At 73.9% G+C, this 17,712-nt stretch carries 16 protein-coding genes; 9 read left to right on the top strand and 7 right to left on the bottom strand.

What is annotated here, in order from left to right:
• Positions 1 to 20 precede the first annotated feature (20 nt).
• Both M1P99_RS25955 and M1P99_RS25950 read right to left on the bottom strand, forming a co-directional pair.
• On the bottom strand, positions 21 to 692 hold the full coding sequence (locus M1P99_RS25955; protein WP_304455205.1) for a 1-acyl-sn-glycerol-3-phosphate acyltransferase: 672 nt from the start codon (positions 690 to 692) through the stop codon (positions 21 to 23).
• 169 nt (positions 693 to 861) lie between these two features.
• Positions 862 to 1,785: a threonine/serine dehydratase gene (locus M1P99_RS25950; protein WP_304455204.1), complete on the bottom strand. Its 924-nt coding sequence runs from the start codon at positions 1,783 to 1,785 to the stop codon at positions 862 to 864.
• A 101-nt stretch (positions 1,786 to 1,886) separates the two neighbouring features.
• On the opposite strand from M1P99_RS25950, the gene M1P99_RS25945 reads away from it, so the two are divergent.
• Positions 1,887 to 2,831 carry a LysR family transcriptional regulator gene (locus M1P99_RS25945; protein WP_304455203.1) on the top strand — a complete coding sequence of 315 codons (945 nt, stop codon included), beginning with the start codon at positions 1,887 to 1,889 and terminating at the stop codon, positions 2,829 to 2,831.
• On the opposite strand, the gene M1P99_RS25940 is transcribed toward M1P99_RS25945, so the two are convergent.
• Complete coding sequence (locus M1P99_RS25940; protein ID WP_304455202.1) at positions 2,786 to 3,418, bottom strand: trimeric intracellular cation channel family protein; 633 nt, start codon at positions 3,416 to 3,418, stop codon at positions 2,786 to 2,788. The genes M1P99_RS25945 and M1P99_RS25940 overlap by 46 nt on opposite strands.
• A 240-nt stretch (positions 3,419 to 3,658) precedes the next feature.
• On the opposite strand from M1P99_RS25940, the gene M1P99_RS25935 reads away from it, so the two are divergent.
• Positions 3,659 to 5,038, top strand: coding sequence for an NAD(P)/FAD-dependent oxidoreductase (locus M1P99_RS25935; RefSeq protein WP_304455201.1), 1,380 nt, complete (start codon positions 3,659 to 3,661; stop codon positions 5,036 to 5,038).
• A gap of 71 nt (positions 5,039 to 5,109) precedes the next feature.
• On the opposite strand, the gene M1P99_RS25930 is transcribed toward M1P99_RS25935, so the two are convergent.
• Positions 5,110 to 6,120, bottom strand: coding sequence for an N-acetylglucosamine kinase (locus M1P99_RS25930; RefSeq protein WP_304455833.1), 1,011 nt, complete (start codon positions 6,118 to 6,120; stop codon positions 5,110 to 5,112).
• 167 nt (positions 6,121 to 6,287) lie between these two features.
• On the opposite strand from M1P99_RS25930, the gene M1P99_RS25925 reads away from it, so the two are divergent.
• Positions 6,288 to 7,568 carry a GNAT family N-acetyltransferase gene (locus M1P99_RS25925; RefSeq protein ID WP_304455200.1) on the top strand — a complete coding sequence of 427 codons (1,281 nt, stop codon included), beginning with the start codon at positions 6,288 to 6,290 and terminating at the stop codon, positions 7,566 to 7,568.
• A gap of 114 nt (positions 7,569 to 7,682) precedes the next feature.
• On the opposite strand, the gene M1P99_RS25920 is transcribed toward M1P99_RS25925, so the two are convergent.
• Together M1P99_RS25920 and M1P99_RS25915 are read right to left on the bottom strand one after the other, a co-directional pair.
• Positions 7,683 to 8,732: an aminotransferase class V-fold PLP-dependent enzyme gene (locus tag M1P99_RS25920; protein ID WP_304455199.1), complete on the bottom strand. Its 1,050-nt coding sequence runs from the start codon at positions 8,730 to 8,732 to the stop codon at positions 7,683 to 7,685.
• Positions 8,733 to 8,791: 59 nt separating this feature from the next.
• Positions 8,792 to 9,331: a MarR family winged helix-turn-helix transcriptional regulator gene (locus tag M1P99_RS25915; protein WP_304455198.1), complete on the bottom strand. Its 540-nt coding sequence runs from the start codon at positions 9,329 to 9,331 to the stop codon at positions 8,792 to 8,794.
• Between the two features lie 239 nt (positions 9,332 to 9,570).
• On the opposite strand from M1P99_RS25915, the gene M1P99_RS25910 reads away from it, so the two are divergent.
• From M1P99_RS25910 to M1P99_RS25885, 6 genes are all read left to right on the top strand, one after another.
• Positions 9,571 to 10,533, top strand: coding sequence for an MBL fold metallo-hydrolase (locus M1P99_RS25910; RefSeq protein WP_304455197.1), 963 nt, complete (start codon positions 9,571 to 9,573; stop codon positions 10,531 to 10,533).
• Between the two features lie 63 nt (positions 10,534 to 10,596).
• Positions 10,597 to 12,312 carry an FAD-dependent monooxygenase gene (locus M1P99_RS25905; protein ID WP_304455196.1) on the top strand — a complete coding sequence of 572 codons (1,716 nt, stop codon included), beginning with the start codon at positions 10,597 to 10,599 and terminating at the stop codon, positions 12,310 to 12,312.
• 13 nt (positions 12,313 to 12,325) lie between these two features.
• Complete coding sequence (locus M1P99_RS25900) at positions 12,326 to 13,525, top strand: homogentisate 1,2-dioxygenase (protein ID WP_304455195.1); 1,200 nt, start codon at positions 12,326 to 12,328, stop codon at positions 13,523 to 13,525.
• Between the two features lie 31 nt (positions 13,526 to 13,556).
• Complete coding sequence (locus M1P99_RS25895) at positions 13,557 to 14,405, top strand: hypothetical protein (RefSeq protein ID WP_304455194.1); 849 nt, start codon at positions 13,557 to 13,559, stop codon at positions 14,403 to 14,405.
• A gap of 30 nt (positions 14,406 to 14,435) precedes the next feature.
• Positions 14,436 to 15,650, top strand: coding sequence for a fumarylacetoacetase (gene fahA, locus M1P99_RS25890; protein WP_304455193.1), 1,215 nt, complete (start codon positions 14,436 to 14,438; stop codon positions 15,648 to 15,650).
• A 315-nt stretch (positions 15,651 to 15,965) separates the two neighbouring features.
• Complete coding sequence (locus M1P99_RS25885; protein ID WP_304455192.1) at positions 15,966 to 16,691, top strand: hypothetical protein; 726 nt, start codon at positions 15,966 to 15,968, stop codon at positions 16,689 to 16,691.
• Positions 16,692 to 17,052: 361 nt separating this feature from the next.
• Here M1P99_RS25885 and M1P99_RS25880 read toward each other — a convergent pair whose 3' ends face one another.
• On the bottom strand, positions 17,053 to 17,598 hold the full coding sequence (locus M1P99_RS25880; RefSeq protein ID WP_304455191.1) for a carboxymuconolactone decarboxylase family protein: 546 nt from the start codon (positions 17,596 to 17,598) through the stop codon (positions 17,053 to 17,055).
• Between the last annotated feature and the right edge of the window lie 114 nt (positions 17,599 to 17,712).

Raw genomic sequence — 17,712 nt, 5'->3', positions numbered from 1 at the left:
CCGGCCGGCACCCCGGGGCCTCACTCCTCGCTGGTGTAGGTGTTGTACTCGTGCGCGCGCTCCTGGCCGGACAGGCCGTGGATGGCGTCCATCACGCGGTCGGTGATCTCGCGGCGAGCCTTGCCCGGGGCCAGGTGGTCGTAGCCGGTGGAGAAGTCCAGCGGCTCGCCGAAGCGCACCGTGAACGGGTGCGGTCGGGGCATCGACGCGCCGATCGGCTGGACCAGTTGCGTGCCGGAGACCGCCACGGGCACGACGGGCGCCTTGGACTCCATGGCCAGATGGGCCACGCCGGTCCGGCCCCGGTACAGGCGCCCGTCCCGGGACCGGGTGCCCTCGGGGTAGACCACGCACGCCTCGCCCTCGCGGAGCCGGTCGAGCATCATCTCCAGCGACAGCAGGGCATCGCGCGCGTTGCCGCGCTGCACCGGCATCGCGCCCAGCGAACCGAAGACGGTCCTGGTGGCCCGGCCCTTGAGGCCGGTGCCCTCGAAGTAGTCGCTCTTGGCCAGGAAGCGCACCCGCCGGTGCGTGACCGAGAGCGGGATGACCACGCTGTCGACGAACGACAGGTGGTTGCTGGCCAGTAGGACGGCGCCGCGGGCAGGGACGTTCTCACGGCCCTCGATGGTCGGGCGGCACAGGGTCCGGGCGAGCACCGCCGCGGTCTGCCGCAACGCACCGTAGAGCACGTGTTCTCCCTCACTCGGTCGGTCGATGACGCACACCAATGTAAGGGCGACCGGCCGGTAACCACTGCGTCGGGGTGCACGGAGTGCCGTGTGTCACCCATCGGCTCCGGTGGCGGGCATCGGCCCAGGTGAGAGCCGACACGGCCCCGGCGCCGGCCATCGCGCGGCCTCAGCCCGTGCGTCGCCACTCGGCGTTGGCGCCGCACACCACCAGGCAGGGGCGCTCGCCGGGTACCAGGCCCGCCAGCCAGGCGGCGAAGGGCACGGCGGCGGCCGGTTCGGTGGCGATCCGGAACTCCTCCCACAGCCGGTCCTGGGCGGCGAGGATCTCGTCGTCGCCGACCAGCGCGGTCGTCACCGGGTGCGACCGCAGCACCTCGAAGGGCACCTCGCCCAGGGTGGCCGCGCCCAGGGCGGAGGAGGCCACGGAGTCCACGGGGCCCTGGACGGGGTGGCCCGACGCGAGCGCGGAGTGCAGACTCCGGCACCCGCGCGGCTCCACACCCACCACGCGGCGGTCGCCGGAGCCCAGGCGCACCCCGGCCACCAGGCCGCCTCCGCCGACGGCGACCGCGACGGTGTCGCACTCGGGCGCGTCGGAGGCGATCTCCAGGCCGATGGTGCCCTGCCCGGCGACCACGAGCGCGTCGTCGTAGGCGTGCAGGTAGCGCACGTCCTCGGCCAGCGCGCGCGATCGGGCCTCGGCCGCGGCCTGCGCGTACTCCTCGCCCACCCGCACGATCTCCGCGCCCGTGGCCGCCAGGGGAGCGGCCTTGGCCTCGGGGACCGTCTCCGGCACGTAGACCGTGGCGCGCACGCCGAGCAGCCGTGCCGCCGTCGCCACGCCGAGTCCGTGGTTGCCGCCCGAGGCGGTGATCACCCGGTCGGTCGGCGGTCCGCCGAGCAGGGCGTTGAGTGCTCCGCGCAGCTTGAACGCGCCCGTGCGCTGGAGGTACTCCAACTTCAGCGAGACCGGGCGGCCGTCGATCTCGGTGTGCAGGACGGGTGTGCGCCGGGCGTAGGGCGCGATGCGCTCCGCGGCGGCTCGGACGTCGGTGGCCGTGGGGACTGCGTGCGCGGTTCTGGGGCTCATGGGACCACTCTGCCGCGACCGGGCATTAACTTAAAGTTGAGCTTGCTAAATATCCATAAGCAGAGCTTTGTGTCAGATGTTGTTGAGCAGGAGGAACGGGCATGCTGGACGCCAACAGGCTGCGCGTGCTGGTGGAGATCGCGCACGCCGGCTCCATCGCCGCCGCGGCCCAGCGGCTCTCCTTCACCCCGCCCGCCCTCTCCCAGCAACTGACCAAGCTGGAGCGCGAGGTGGGCTGCCAGCTCGTCGAACGCGGACGCGCCGGCGCCACGCTCACCGAGGCCGGCCTGGTCCTGCTCGACCACGGAGAACGGGTCCTGGGCCAGCTCCGCGACGCCGAGGCGGCGGTCCGTGCTGTTGCGGGCGAGCCGCCCGGGCGCCTGTCCCTGGGCGCCTTCGCCAGCGCGGGCAAGGTCCTGCTGCCCGCCACGCTCGCCGCCTTCGGCAGCGAACACCCCCACGTGCGCCTGTCCCTGTCGGACGTCGAACCCCCGGGCGGCTACGACCTGGTCACCTCCGGCGACCTGGACCTGCTCATCACCCACCGCTACCCGGGCACACCCCTGCCCCGTACCGGAGGGCTGCACCGCGAACGCATCCTCGTGGACCCGCTCATGGCCGTCGCCCCGACCGGACACCCCATAACCGACCGGTCCCTGTCCCTGGCCGACCTGGCCGGGGAGGAGTGGATCTGCGGGGCGCCCGGGATCCACAACCGGGTCACCCTGGACGACGCCGCCGCGGCCGCCGGGGTCCGGCTGAACGTCACCTACGAGACCCGCGACTACGAGGTGGCCCTGGCGCTCATCGAGGCGGGGGTCGGTGTGGCGCTCATCCCGCGCAGCATCCTGGGCGCGGCCCGCGGCGGGGGCTGGGTCGGCCGCCCGCTCAAGGGCGCCAGCCTGGCCAGGGAGATCTTCGCCGTCCACCGCGGCCGCGTCACCGAACCGGTTCCGGCCATGGTCGCGATCCTGCGGCGCACGGCGGCGCGCGCCCTGGACTACAGCGGGGGAGCTCCGGGCGGGGACGGGGCGTTCCACCGGTAGCGCAGCGCCAGCACGCGCACGACGAAGCACAGCACGGCGCCGACCACCGCCACCCAGCCCGCGCCGAAACCGAACACGGACACCACGACCACGAACCCGGCGCCGAGCGTGGCCGGGACGGCGTACAGGTGCGAGTTGGCGCTGAGCACGGTCGGCACCCGGTTGGTCAGCACGTCGCGGATGGTCCCGCCGCCCACACCGGTGATCACGCCCAGGATCGTCGCCTGGAGCGGACCGAAGCCCAGCTCCATCGCCTTGGTCGCGCCGATGACCACGAACAGGCTCAGTCCCGCGGCGTCGAACAGCAGGATCGGTTTGCTCAGCTGGCTCAGCTGGCTGCTGAGGAAGAAGGCCAGGGTCGCTCCGGCCAGCGCGGTCACCAGGTACCGCCAGTCCTGGAAGGTCGCGGGAGTCACACCCAGGAGGACGTCGCGGATGACGCCGCCGCCGATGGCGGTGATCACACCCAGCGACATGACACCGACGATGTCCACCCGCGCGGTGCGGATGGCCGTCAGCGACCCGTCCAGGGCGAAGGCGAAGATCCCGACGAGATCGAGGACGAGGAGAAGGGTCTGGGTGGACATGCGGGTGCGCCGGGACGGCTTCCTTCCGGGGATGCTGGCGGTGTCGACCCGTCAGTACACCACGCCCCCGACGGCGCCGCGGCACGTCCGGCACGTGACACGCCGCACGGCCCGCGCGCGGCCCCCGCCCCACCGGCCCGGCCGAAGGTCCTGGCAGGGCGCGCGTGTCGGGCCTTCCGGACGCGCCGCCCAGCCGAGACCATCGGAGTCGACCCCGACGGACGGTGGACGGAGCCAGGCGTGGAACACATGGACGTGGTCGTGATCGGCATGGGGCCCGGCGGGGAGACCGTCGCGAGCCGCCTGCTCGCCGCCGGTCGGCGCGTCGCGGTGGTCGAGCGCGAACTCATCGGCGGCGAGTGCGGCTACTGGGCCTGCGTCCCCACCAAGACGCTGCTGCGGCCGCCGGAGGCCCGCGCCGGTGCCGCCGGTGCCGCCGGCCTGTCGCGGCCCGGGCTGGACTGGCCCGCACTGCGCGCCTACCGGGACCAGATGATCCGCCACCTGGACGACTCGGCCCAGGTCAAGGGGTACCAGGAGCAGGGTGCCCTCGTCCTCAGGGGCCAGGGCCGCGTGACCGGGCGCGATCCCTGGCGGGTGGAGGTCGGCGGGACCGGGGTGAGCACCGACCACGTCGTGGTCGCCACCGGCTCCGCCCCGCTGCGCCCGCCCGTGCGGGGACTGGACGACCTCGACCCCGCCACGGTGTGGACCAACCGCGAGGCCACCACGCTGACGGAGATCCCCCGGCGGGCCCTGGTGATCGGCGGCAGCGCCGTGGGTGTGGAGCTCGGCCAGTTCCTGGCCAGGATGGGCACGAACGTGACCGTCGTCCAGCGCGGCCCCCGCCTGCTGGACCGTGAGGAGCCGCGCCTGTGCGCGCTGGTCACCGAGCAGTTCGCGCGCGACGGCATCACCGTGCACACCGGCGCCGAGGTCGCCTCCGTCGCCCGCGCGGGCGCGGAGGTCGTCGCGTCCCTGTCCGACGGCACGATCGTGGGCACGGACGTGGTCGTGCTCGCGACCGGCCGGCGGCCCCGCGCCGACGGCCTGGGCCTGGAGGAGGCCGGGGTCGGCATGGACCGGACCGGCCTGGTCGTGGACGGGCACTGCCGGGCGGCGCCGGGGCTGTGGGGCGTCGGAGACGCCACCGGGCGGGCGCTGTTCACGCACGTCGCCAAGTACCAGGGGCGCCTGGTCGCCGACAACATCCTGGGCGGCGACCGCACCGCCGACTACACCGCCGTCCCGCGCGTGGTCTTCGCCGACCCCGAGATCGCCGCCGTGGGACTCACCGAGTCCCAGGCGCGCGAGAGGGGGATCGACACCGCCACCGCCGAGGCCGACCTGCCCCGGACCCTGGCCCGCCCCTGGACCTACGGCACGGACCCGCGCGGCACGCTGGGCCTGGTCGCCGACCGCGAGCGGGGAGTCCTGGTGGGGGCGTGGGCGTTCGCGCCGCTGGCCTCGGAGTGGATCCACACCGCGGCCCTGGCCATCCGGGCGCGCCTGCCCCTGTCGGTCCTGTCCGACTCCATCACCCAGTTCCCCACCTTCGGGGAGGCCTACCTCATCGCCCTGGAGAACCTCGACCTCCGGGCCCGGGGCGGGGCGGTGTGACGGCGCGTCAGCGGTGGCGGCCGTCGCGGCCCAGGGTCCGCACGGGGCCCGCGCCGACGCCGCCTGCGCACTCAGGCCGCGTCGGTGCGGTCGCGGCCCCCGCCGCTGAGCGTGAAGGCCTCGTGCAGGCGGTCGTCGGACTCCTCGGCCCCCGCGCGCAGCGCCGCGAGCCAGGCCGCGCCGCCGGCGGTGGAGCCGGCCAGGACGATCCGTGATCCGGCGGCCCCCAGGGCCAGCTTGCGGGTCAGCGCCTCGCGGACGGGACCCGAGTGCAGCAGGACGCCCCCGGCCAGGACGATGGGGCGGCACTCGCCGGGCGTGCGCACCTGGTGGACCGAGCGGGCCAGGTGGCCCGCCGCGGCGTTGATGATCACCTCGGCCGCCGGATCCCCCTGCTCGTGGGCCCGGCTGACCAGAGGGGCGAACGCGGCGAGCCGGATCGGGGGAGCGGCGGTCAGGGTGCGCGCGAAGTTGCGGGCGTGCTCCTCGGGCAGGTGGTCGTCTCCGTCGACCGGCCGCTGGCCCGGGATCACCTCCTTGGCCACCAGGCGGGCCAGAGGGGTCAGGTCCCCGCCGCGCGAGAGCTGGCGCGCCGTCTCCTTGGCGGCCTGGTGCCCGATCCAGAACGCCGACCCGTCGTCGCCGATCAGCCAGCCCATCCCGTCGGCCGACCGGTCGCGCCGCCGGCCCACGATCCTGGTGGCGATCGCCCCCGTGCCCGCGATGAGCACTGTTCCGTCGGGCACCGGTGTGCCCGCGGCGAAGGCGATCTCGTCGTCGCCGGTGAACTCGCTGTCCGCGGACTCCAGGCCGGCTTCGGCCAGCGCGCCCTCCATCGCCGCGCGAACGTCGGGGTCGCGCAGCGCCGACACCCCGGCCAGTCCCACGACGACGGTCGCGACCGCGCCGCGCGAGCGGGGACCGGCCTGGTCCAGGGCCCCCTCGACCGCCTCGGCGAGTTGGGCGGACGCGTGCTGGGCCCCGTGGGCGTTGGGGTTGGCTCCGCCGGCCCAGGACTCACCGAGGCGTCGGCCCGTCAGTGTGGTGACCAGGGCGCGCGCGCTCGTTCCGCCCGCGTCCACCCCCACCACGAGTCTGGGCCGGCCACCGTCGGGGCGGCGGTCGCTGCGGTCGGGGCGGGCTGTGGTCGAGTGCGTCACAAGGAGGGCTTGCCCACCGCGACACGCCGTTACTCGCACGCGGGAAAACCTGTGGCCGGAGGTGCGGTGCGCCTGGTAGCTATACGAGCATGACGAACAACGCCGTATCCGGTCCACCCAGCCCGCGCCCCGACGAATGGATCGTGCGCGGCATCGCCCGCGAGGAGTTCCCCGAGGTGGCCCGAGTGGTGGGGGAGGCGCTCCTGTTCGCGTTGGACGTGGAGACCCGCGTGGAGCGGCTGCTTCCCATCATGGGCGGCGCCGGCCTGGACCGGATCCTGGTGGCCGCGGACGGCGACGAGATCGTGGGCGCCGTCAACTCCTTCGACTTCGAGATGGCCATGCCGGGCGGTCCGCGCCAGGTCGCGGGCGTGACCGGCGTGGGCGTGTGGCCCACGCACCGGCGGCGCGGCGTCCTGAGCGCGCTCATGCGCCGCCAGCTCGCCGACCTGCACGGGGCCGGTGAGAGCGTCGCCGCGCTCTGGGCGAGCGAGGGCGGCATCTACGGCCGGTTCGGTTACGGGGCCGCCTCCATGGAGGCGGAGCTGTCCATCGACTCCCCCTACGCCGTGCTGCGCGCCGACGCGCCCCGCGACCCGGAGCTGACCGTACGCCTGGCCGACCCCGGTCGCGTCCGTGGCGAGATGGAGGCGCTCTTCCGGGAGGAGGCCGCCACCCGGATCGGACGCTTCCAGCGCTCGGAGGCCTGGTGGGACCGCGCCCTGCGCGACGAGCCCGACGAGCGGGGCGGCAACGGCCCCCTGCGGGCGGTCGTGGTCAGCGGACCCGACGGACCCCAGGGCTACGCCCTGTACCGCGTCCGGGCCGAGTGGGGGCACACCGGACCGAAGAGCGAACTGCGTGTGCAGGAGATGGTCTCCACCACCCCCGCCGCGCGGGTCGCGCTGTACGAGCACGTCTTCTCCCGCGACCTGGTCGCCAGGATCGTGCTGTCCTCCGCCGCGATGGACGACCCCCTCTGGGCGCTGGCGGCCGACCGGCAGCGCATCGCCGCCGCCCCGGGCACCGCGCTGTGGGTGCGCCTGGTGGACGTGCGCGCGGCCCTGGCCGAGCGCGCCTACGCCGCTCCGGTGGAGACGGTCGTGGAGGTCACCGACCGCCACGCGCCCTGGAACGCCGGGCGCTGGCGGCTCAAGGCCGACCGCGACGGCGCCAGGGTCGAGGCCGCCGAGGGCGATCCGGACCTGTCGCTGGACGTCTCCCAGCTCGGCGCGGCCTACCTGGGCCAGAACACGCTCGCCGCCCACCTGGCCGCGGGAGTGATCACCGAGCACACTCCGGGCGCGGCCGAGCGGCTCGACGCGGCGCTGCGGGTCCCGCACGCCCCGCTGTGCGCCATCGTCTTCTGAGGCGGGCCCGGCGGGTACCGCCGGAAGCCGGCGCGGCGGGGCGGGCACACGCCCGACCCGCCCCCCGCCGCCCGTACACCCGGCCGGGCGTACGGGCGGCGGGTCCGCCACGCCTCAGCCCAGGGCCTTGACCAGGCGGTCCACGTCCGACTCGTCGTTGTACAGGTGGAACGAGGCACGCAGTCGCCCGTCGCGCACGGCCGCGACCACGCCCGCCTCCGCGACCCGTTCGGCGGCGCCCTCCGGTGCCGGGAGCGAGACGATCGCCGACCCCGTGGGCGCCATGTCCCGGGCGGCGCGCAGCCGGTCGCCGAGCTCGGCGTTGTGGGCGCGGATCGTCTCCACCCCGACCTGCTCGATGAGCTCCAGGGCCGGCTCCAGCCCGAGCCAGGCCGACCACACCGGCGCCAGGTCCAGGCGGCGCGCGTCCTGCGCGAGCCGCACCGGCCCGCCGTAGAGGGAGTTCCACGGTTCGGCGCCCGCGAACCAGTTCGGCGCGAGCGGGGCCAGCTCCGCGAGTGCCTCGGCGGTACCGGTCAGGAACGCGGCGCCGCGCGGCCCGAGCAGCCACTTGTAGGTACTGCAGACGGTGTAGTCGATCCGCTCGGAGGGCACCGGCAGCCATCCGGCGGCCTGGGTGGTGTCCACCATCAGCCGCGCGCCGTGGTCGCGGCAGGCGGTGAGCAGGTCCTCCAGGGGCGCGATCGCCCCGTCGGCGGACTGCACGGCCGACACGGCCACCAGGGCGGTGCGCGCACCGACCTCGTCGGGCAGCCGTTCCAGGGGCACCTCGCGAACGGTCACGTCCTCCCGCGCCATGAAGGGGAAGCAGACGGAGGCGAACTCGCGGCTGGGCACCAGCACCTCGGCGCCCGCGGGCAGGGCGGCCGCGACGGTACCGGCGAACTGGGCGACGTGCGTTCCCAGGGCGATCCGTTCGACGGCGACTCCCGTGAGCCGCGCGTAGGCGGCTCGTGCCGCGTCGATCACCGCGTCGGCGGAGCCGGGGGAGAAGCGGCCCGTCGCCACCTCCCGCACGTGCTGCTCCAGGGCCCGGGTGGCCCGTATCGGCGCCAGTCCGTGCGTGGCCGTGTTGAGGTAGGCGGTCTCCGGGGTGAACTGCTGCTGGGCGGCGTGCAGCCGCGCGCGGTGGGAATCGTCCATGCCGCGATGCTCACAGCCCGCCGCGTCGGGCTCAAGGGCCAATTCCGGCCGTGCCCCCGTCAGCTGCGGAACTTGGCCTGGGCCTCGGTGGAGCCGGCCATGAGTTTGTTGAGGAGGCGGACGAGCTCCTGGCGCTCGGCGGGCTCCAAAGCCTCGGCCCAGGCGCTCTCACGGCGGTTGTGCGCGCGGAAGCCGCCCAGGATCGCCCGGTAGCCGGACTCGGTGAGGCTCAGCTGCAGGGCGCGGCGGTCGTGGGTGGCGCGTTCGCGCAGGATGAGGCCGTCCCGTTCCAGGGTGTTGAGCAGCGCGGACAGTGCGGCGCGGCTCATCCCCGAGATCTCGGCGGTGGTCTTGGCCTCCATGGGGCCCGCCAGCCACAGGGCGAAGATCACCCGGAACCCGGGCCAGGTCAGGCCCCGCGGTCGGTGGACGCTCGACTCCAGGTCGTAGATGACCATGCTCGTCGCCCGGTTGAGGGTCAGGACCATGCGCATGGCGTCGGCGTTGACGGAGGGTAGTTCCTGCTCGGCCTTCTGCACCGCGTAGTCCACGAATGACCAGAAGGTGAGATCGCTGGGGGGAGCGGTGTTGTGGGTCACGGCTTCAGCCTAGCCCCTGGGGTCCGCGGCCGGCCGGGGCGTGCGCGCTCCCGGCGCGCGGCGGCTCCTTGAGGACACCCGTGGGGACGGACAGTAGTCTGGGACTGTGATGTGTCTCACCAAATCATCCCTTCTACGCCTCTTGGGGGTGTGGCCTGGGGCACGTTATGGTCCAACTAATCAAATGTTTGATCATTAGGGCGGCGGTAGCCGCCCGAGCGAGTGAAGGGCCTTCGACCATGGCAGCCAAGCCGTTCGCCTCCTCCGCCGACACCGAGGCCAAGCAGCAGACACTGGAAGTCCTGGCCGACGGTGTCTACGCGCTCACCGCCGAGGGCGACCCCAACGTGGGCGCGATCGAGGGCGAGGACTTCGTCGTCGCCTTCGAGGCCCTGGCCACCCCCGCCGCCGCCCGGGACTGGCTCGCCCTGCTGCGCGAGCACACCGACAAGCCCGTGCGCTACCTGGTGCTGTCGCACTACCACGCGGTCCGCGTCCTGGGCGCCAGCGCCTTCGACGCCGAGATCATCCTCACCCACGAGAAGACGCACGAACTCATCCGCGAACGCGGCAAGGAGGACTGGGCCAGCGAGTTCGGCCGCATGCCGCGCCTGGCCAAGGACCCCGACTCCGTCCCCGGCCTGACCTGGCCCACCCAGACCTTCGCCGACCGCACCACCATCGACCTGGGCGGCGACCGGGGCGAGCTGGTCCTGGAGTACTTCGGGCGCGGGCACACCGAGGGCGACATCGTCGCCTGGCTGCCCAAGCACCGCATCCTCTTCGCCGGGGACCTGGTGGAGGCCGAGGCCGCGCTCTACACCGGCGACGCCTTCCACCACGACTGGGCCGGCCCCACGCTGGACGCCGTCGCCGCGCTGGAGGCGGAGATGCTCGTCGGCGGGCGCGGCGCCGTCACCCGGGGCCGCGACCAGGTCGACGCCGCCATCGCCCAGACCCGCGGCTTCCTCACCACCATGATCCGCGAGGTCGGCGCCGTGCACGAGCGCGGCGGCACCCTCAAGGAGGCCTTCACCGCCGCCCACGGCGCTCTGGAGGGCACCTACGGCCACTGGCCCATCTTCGAGCACTGCCTGCCCTTCGACGTCTCGCGCCTGTGGGACGAGTTCTCCGGCATCGAGCGCCCCGTCATCTGGACCGCCGAGCGCGACCGCGAGGTCTGGGACCGGCTCCAGGACTGACCCGCCCCCACCCGACCACCACGCCCCGCCGACCGCCGCCGATCCCAGCCGAACGGAGCCTCCATGCGCCCCCCTGCTCCACGCAGACCGTCCGAACCCGACGCCGACCCGGTCCTGGTGCTCGGCGCCGGCCCCGTGGGCCAGACCGCGGCCCTGCTCCTGGCCCGGCGCGGCGTCCCCGTCCTGGTCGTGGACGGCCGCCCGGCCCGCGACGCCGTCGGTTCCAAGGCCATCTGCCAGCAGCGCGACGTCCTGGACGTCTGGGACTGGCTGGGCGGCGGCACCCTCGTGCGCGAGGGCCTGACCTGGGACACCGCCCGCACCTTCTACCGCGACCAGGAGCTGTTCAGCGTCCGGCTGCCGGACCCGGGTGCCTCACCCCTTCCGCCCTTCGTCAACATCTCCCAGTCCCGCACCGAACAGGTCCTCGACGGACTCCTGGACCGGGAGGGCGTCCAGGTGCTGTGGAACCACCGTGTCAGCGGCCTGGCCCAGGACGCCGAGGGGGTCACCGCCACCTGTGAGACACCCGACGGCCCCGTCACCCTGCGCGGGACCCACGCGCTGTCCTGCCTCGGCGCCCACGGCGGGGTCGCACGCGAGGCGATCGGCGCGTCCTTCGAGGGCACCTCCTTCGACGACCGCTTCCTCATCTGCGACATCCGCGCCCAGCTCCCCGGCTGGGAACGCGAGCGCCGCTTCTACTTCGACCCGGAGTGGAACCCCGGCCGCCAGGTGCTCATCCACCCCTGCCCCGACTCCGTCTTCCGGATCGACTGGCAGGTCCCCCCGGACTTCGATCTGGACACCGAGCGCTCCAGCGGCCGGCTGGACGCCCGGATCCGCCAGATCATCGGGGACACGCCCTATGAGATCGTCTGGCACTCGGTGTACCGCTTCCACACCCGCACCGCCGACCGCATGCGCGCGGGGCGCGTCCTGCTGGCGGGCGACAACGCCCACCTGGTGGCGCCCTTCGGGGCGCGCGGCCTCAACTCCGGCGTCCAGGACGCGGAGAACGCCGCCTGGAAGATCGCCTACGTGCGGGCCGGCTGGGCGCCCCCGGAGCTCCTGGCCACCTACGAGGCCGAGCGCCACGCCGCCGCGCTGGAGAACGCCGACGTCACCAGCGCCACCATGCGCTTCCTCGTCCCGCACGACGAGGCCGAGCGCGAGCGGCGCGTCAGCGTCCTGGACCGGGCGCTGACCGACGAGGGCGTGCACGCCCAGGTCGACTCCGGACGGCTGGCCGAACCCTTCTGGTACACCGACTCCGCCCTGACGACCCCGTGCGCGCAGCGCCCCTTCGGCGGCCGGCCGCCCCGGGGGCAGGCCCCGGCGCCCTGCCCCGGCGTCATGCTGCCCGACGCGCCCGTCACCCTCCCCGGGGACCCGGAGCCCACGCGGATCCGCGCGCTGTTGCGGGAGGGCCTGACCCTGCTCGTGGGCGCGGTGCCCGGCTCCGGCCGCGCGGCCTTCCTCGACCGCGTGCGCGGTGCCGCCCAGGACGTCACTCCCGCCCCCGCCACCGCCCTCTACCTGGACGACATCGACACCACCGGCGCCCTGGCCGCCGCCCTGACCCCCGAGCCCGGCCAGGTCTGGCTCGTGCGCCCCGACGCCCACGTCGCCGCCGTGCTGGCGGGAACCGACACCGCGGCCCTGCGGGCGGCCGTGCACGCCGCCCTGGGCGGTGCCGTGCGCCGGGCGGACGGCGGCGACGGAACGCTCCCGGGGCCGGAGGCGGCCCCCACCACGCACTCACCCAGCCCACGGTAAGGAGATCACCGCCATGGCCCACTACCGCAGCGTCGGCGAGGTGCCCCGCACCCGCCACACCCAGCACCGCAATCCCGAGGGCGGGCTGTACTACGAGGAGCTGATGGGGGAGGAGGGCTTCTCCAGCGACTCCTCCCTGCTCTACCACCGCGCCATCCCCTCGGCCATCGCCGACGCCGCCGAGTGGCGGGTGCCGGACCTGTCCCGCACGCGCAACGCGCCGATGGTCCCCCGCCACCTGCGGCTGCACGACCTGTTCTCGGACCAGGACTGGAAGGGCGCCGACGTCGTGGAGTCGCGCCGCCTCGTCCTGGGCAACGACGACGTGCGCATCTCCTACGTGGTCGCCGGGGCTCCCTCCTCGCTGTACCGCAACGGCATCGGCGACGAGTGCGTGTACGTGGAGTCCGGGTCCGCCCGCGTGGAGACCGTCTTCGGCGCACTGGAGGTCGGCGGCGGCGACTACGTCGTCCTGCCCCGCGCCACCACCCACCGGTGGGTGCCCACCGGCGACGGTCCGCTGCGGGCCTACGCCATCGAGGCCAACAGCCACATCGCGCCGCCCAAGCGCTACCTGTCCCGCTACGGGCAGTTCCTGGAGCACGCGCCCTACTGCGAGCGCGACCTGCGCGGGCCCACCGAGCCGATGCTGGCCGAGGGCGAGATGGTCGACGTCCTCATCAAGCACCGCGGCGACGGCCCCGGCGGGATCTCCGGCACCCGCTACACCTACCCCACCCACCCCTTCGACGTCGTGGGCTGGGACGGGTGCCTGTACCCCTACGTGTTCAACGTCGCCGACTTCCAGCCCATCACCGGCCGCGTCCACCAGCCGCCGCCCGTCCACCAGGTCTTCGAGGGGCACAACTTCGTGATCTGCAACTTCGTGCCCCGCAAGGTCGACTACCACCCCGAGTCCATCCCCGTGCCCTACTACCACTCCAACGTCGACTCCGACGAGGTCATGTTCTACTGCGGCGGCGACTACGAGGCCCGCAAGGGCTCGGGGATCGGCCAGGGATCGATCTCCCTGCACCCCGGCGGACACTCCCACGGCCCCCAGCCCGGCGCCTACGAGCGCAGCGTCGGCGTCCACTACTTCGACGAGCTCGCGGTCATGGTCGACACCTTCCGCCCGCTCGACCTGGGCGAGGGCGGCCGGGCCTGCGACGACGGCGGCTACGCCTGGACCTGGGCGGGAGGACGCCGGTGAGAGCCGACCACCGCGCGGGGGAGGCGGCCCCGTGAGCGACGCCCTCTACGCCCACCTGTTCGACGACGCCGCGCTCTTCCCGCCCGGGAACGCACCCATGGGGGAGGCCGTCCCCGCCCACCGCGCCCACCTGGCCGGGCGCCGCGCCCGCTACGTGGGGCCGTTCCTGGTCTCCGACGGCCGCATCGCCGAACTGCGCACCTTTTTGAGCAGGGAGAGCGACGGACACGGGCCGATGGCCGTCGTGGTCACCGTGCCCGGAGGACCCGACGCGGTCGGGCCCGCGGTGGCCGCCGTACGGGCCGACCCCGCACTGCGCCTGGTCGCGGTGGAGGTCGCCGCCGAACCGGGCCGGGCCGCCGCAGCGGCCGAGCAGCTCGACCGGCACCTGCCCGAGGGCGCCGAGGGCTACGTCGAGCTCTCGCGCGCCGGCGACGCGCCCGCCGACCTGGCGGCCCTGTCCACCACCCGCCACCAGGCCAAGTACCGCACGGGCGGCCTGGTCCCCGAGGCCCACCCCGGTGAGGCCGAACTCGCCCGGCTGCTGCACGCGGCCGTCGCGGCGGGGGTGCCCTTCAAGTGCACCGCCGGGCTGCACCGCGCCGTCCGCCACACCACCGCCGAGGGGTTCGAACAGCACGGCTTCCTCAACGTCCTGCTGGCCACGCACACCCTGGTGTCGGGCGCCGGCCCGGAGGAGGCCGCCGGTGTGCTGGCCGACCGCGACGGCCCGTCCGTGGCCGCCAGGATCGGCGCACTCACCCGCGAGGACGCCGTGTCCGTCCGGCGCGCCTTCCGCTCCTTCGGTACCTGCAGTGTCACCGAACCGCTGGAGGACCTGGTGGTCCTCGGCGCGCTGCCCGCGGCCCGCACCCACTGACCACCCGACACCGACCAGGAAGCGATCCCCATGCCCGACAGCTGGCTCGACCTCGACCCGGACGCGCCCTTCGGCCTGGCCACCCTGCCCTACGGAGTGTTCAGCACCGCCGCCGACCCGGCGCCGCGCACCGGCGTGGCCGTGGGCGGCCACGTCCTCGACCTCGGCGCGGCGGCCCGCGCGGTGGGAGCCCCCTTCGCCGACACCGTCGCCGGACCCTCCCTGGACGCGCTCATGGCGGCCGGGCGGCCGGTGTGGGACCAGGTGCGCGAGGCCCTGACCGCCTGGCTCACCGACCCTGCCCATGAGGCCGCCGTGCGCCCGCACCTGGTGGCGCGCAACGCGGTCACGCTGCACCTGCCGTTCACCGTCGCCGACTACGTGGACTTCTACGCCTCCGAGCACCACGCGAGCAACGTCGGCCGCATCTTCCGCCCCGAACAGGAGCCCCTGACCCCGAACTGGCGGCACCTGCCGATCGGCTACCACGGCCGCTCCGGCACCATCGTGGTGTCGGGAACCGACATTGTGCGGCCCACCGGCCAGCGCAAGCCGCCGACCGAGCCGGTTCCCGTGTTCGGCCCCTCGGCCCGCCTGGACATCGAGGCCGAGGTCGGGTTCGTCGTGGGCACGCCCAGCCCCATGGGCGAGCGCGTGGCCGTCGACGACTTCGCCGACCACGTGTTCGGGGTGTTCCTGCTCAACGACTGGTCCTCGCGCGACCTCCAGGCCTGGGAGTACGTGCCGCTGGGCCCCTTCCTCGGCAAGTCGTTCGCCACCTCGGTCTCCCCCTGGATCGTGCCGGTCTCCGCTCTGTCGGCCGCCCGGGTCGAGCAGCCCGCCCAGGACCCCGTACCGCTGCCCTACCTTCGCGGCGAACAGCCGTGGGGCCTGGACCTGCGCCTGGAGGTGCGGCTGAACGGGCACGTCGTCTCCCGGCCCCCGTTCGAGCTGATGTACTGGACCGCCGCCCAGCAGCTCGCGCACATGACCGTCAACGGCGCCTCCCTGCGCACCGGGGACGTCTACGCCTCCGGCACGGTCAGCGGGCCCGAGGCGGGCCAGCGAGGCTGCTTCCTGGAACTGACCTGGTCCGGCAAGGAGCCCCTGCGCCTGCCCGACGGCACGGAGCGCACGTTCCTGGAGGACGGTGACGAGGTCACCATCACCGCGACCGCACCCGGACCCGACGGGTCGAGGGTGGACTTCGGGGAGGTCGTCGGCCGCGTCCTGCCCGCGCGGTAGGCGCGCGCACCCGCACCGAGCCCCGGACCGCCACCCCAGGTCCGGGGCTCCGTTGTGCTCCGTATGGGCACGGTTAACCTGCTCGAAATGTCATCGGCCGTGCGCGGATGGTATAAATCCGGTGCCTTCCATATAAAGCGGAAGGCAATTCAGTCGACGATGCCGGAAAAGAGACCCATGCCATTCGAGCCGACCGGAGCCATGGCCAGATTTTCGTTCGGTCCACCCGCGCAACCACGGAACGAAGGGAAAATCGCAGGTGCGGGCCGTGGCCTGTCACCGGCACTCGGGTCGGTCCTGGCCGGCCTGGTGCTGGTGACCGGCTGCGCTGCCGGGTCGTCCGACGACGGCCGCACCGTCCTGACCGCACCGGCCGACGGAGGCGCCGCCACTGACCCCTCCGGCTCCGCGAGCCCCGACGGGGCAAGCGATCCGGACGGGCCGCCGCCGCCCGACAACCTCGATCTGGCGGCCTTCGAGCCACTGGGGGGCGGAGGGACGATGCAGGAGCGCTACCCGGTCGAGTTCTCCCGTGAGGCCGAGGGCGGCGTGTCGATGGTCCTGGCCTACCTGCGCGCGATCTCCACCAACGACACCATGGAACTGGGCGGGGCCGTCGCTATCTACCACGCCCATGACCAGGAGATAGATCCGGAATCGGCGGGCACGGAATTCCTCGTCGAACGCGCCGCCGATATCGCCGGGCAAGCGCGTGCGGCCGGTGCGGAGTTCGACCAGGAAAGATATCCCGCCGCCGGTTCCACCCACGACATCACTCCGATCGGTGTGATGTGGCGCACCGCCGGCGCCTCCACCGTCGAGGTGTACGTGCTCGCCGAGGAGCGGATCGACGACGGCCTGGGGCTGGAGCTGGAGCGGACGAGCGTCCGCGGCCTGGTCATCGAGTGGAACCCCGTCGCCCGCGTCGGCTTCGGCGACTGGCTCGTCACCGGGGAGGCCGACACCGCCGGCCTCGGGCTCGCCGACGACCAGCGCCACTCCCTGGAGCACCCCTACTGGACGCCCGTCATCCCGGCCTAGGTGCACTGACCGCGGAGGTTGGTAACACCCGTCCCGGCCGACACAAGCGAAGAGGGCCTTCGGTATCGGTGTGGACGACCACGTCTACACCGATCCACCAGAAGGCCCTCGACGCCCTACGCTCCCCGCCCCGACGCCGGACTCGCCGGGCGCCCTGCCCCGGCCCGCCGCGCGGTCGATGGCGGTCGGCCGCGCGCCGGGCCGCCGAACGCTTCCAGGTCGGTTCGACCACCGACCAACGCTGGGCCGACCGCTGCCGCGCCCGGGGCCTTCCGGCGGTCGCCGCCCCAGGTCCAACGTCATCGCAGGTCAACGGTCGGATCGCTCAGCAGCGCCGACCCGCGCGACCCCGCGGGCGGCGTCAGCTCGCGGGACGCAGTCGTACTCCGGGGAAGTCGACCGGGACGTCGAGCGCGATGTTGATGTAGTTGGTGAACAGGTTCAGGGCCACCTGGGCGATGACCTCGACGATGTGCTCGTCGTCCCAGCCCTGGTCGCGGACGGCCTGCACGTCCTCGGGGGGCACCTGCCCGCGGTGCTCCACGAGCTGCAGGGCGAAGCGGAGGAGCGCCGCGGTGCGGGGGTCGTCGGAGGTGCCGTCCTGCGCGGCCGTCAGCGCGTCCCGGCTGACGCCGGCCTTGCGGCCCAGGGCGGTGTGCGCGGCCAGGCAGTACTCGCACGCGTTGCGGTTGGCGACGGCGACGGCGACCTGCTCGCCGAGCGCGGGGCCGAGCGCCCCGCCGGCGAACGCCCCGAACGACGACCACATGCTGGCGAGCGCGGCGGGCGAGTTCGCGACGGCCCGGAACATCGCGGGGACGGTGCCGAACGTGGCGTGGATCTGGTCGAGCTGGTTCCTGACGCTGCCGGTGGCCGACTCGTGCTCGACGAGGTGGACGGTGGGCATGGGGGTACTCCTTCGGTCGTGCGGAATCGCCCCTCGTGGGAGTCCCGGAGGGGCGTACTCACAGACTGACAGCAGAGCGTGGATGAAAAGCGTCAAATCGTCCGTAGTTCGTAC

Source organism: Nocardiopsis sp. YSL2, from assembly GCF_030555055.1.
Lineage (GTDB): Bacteria > Actinomycetota > Actinomycetes > Streptosporangiales > Streptosporangiaceae > Nocardiopsis.
The sequence above is the reverse complement of the archived record's forward strand: the minus strand, read 5'-3'. Positions and strand labels throughout refer to the sequence as shown.

Bases quoted from the DNA above. Each gene is read 5' to 3' on its own strand.
- M1P99_RS25950 (WP_304455204.1), bottom strand. From the start codon at position 1,785: ATGAGCCCCAGAACCGCGCACGCAGTCCCCACGGCCACCGACGTCCGA.
- M1P99_RS25945 (WP_304455203.1), top strand. From the start codon at position 1,887: ATGCTGGACGCCAACAGGCTGCGCGTGCTGGTGGAGATCGCGCACGCC.
- M1P99_RS25940 (WP_304455202.1), bottom strand. From the start codon at position 3,418: ATGTCCACCCAGACCCTTCTCCTCGTCCTCGATCTCGTCGGGATCTTC.
- M1P99_RS25925 (WP_304455200.1), top strand. From the start codon at position 6,288: ATGACGAACAACGCCGTATCCGGTCCACCCAGCCCGCGCCCCGACGAA.
- M1P99_RS25920 (WP_304455199.1), bottom strand. From the start codon at position 8,732: ATGGACGATTCCCACCGCGCGCGGCTGCACGCCGCCCAGCAGCAGTTC.
- M1P99_RS25910 (WP_304455197.1), top strand. From the start codon at position 9,571: ATGGCAGCCAAGCCGTTCGCCTCCTCCGCCGACACCGAGGCCAAGCAG.
- M1P99_RS25905 (WP_304455196.1), top strand. From the start codon at position 10,597: ATGCGCCCCCCTGCTCCACGCAGACCGTCCGAACCCGACGCCGACCCG.
- M1P99_RS25900 (WP_304455195.1), top strand. From the start codon at position 12,326: ATGGCCCACTACCGCAGCGTCGGCGAGGTGCCCCGCACCCGCCACACC.
- fahA (WP_304455193.1), top strand. From the start codon at position 14,436: ATGCCCGACAGCTGGCTCGACCTCGACCCGGACGCGCCCTTCGGCCTG.
- M1P99_RS25880 (WP_304455191.1), bottom strand. From the start codon at position 17,598: ATGCCCACCGTCCACCTCGTCGAGCACGAGTCGGCCACCGGCAGCGTC.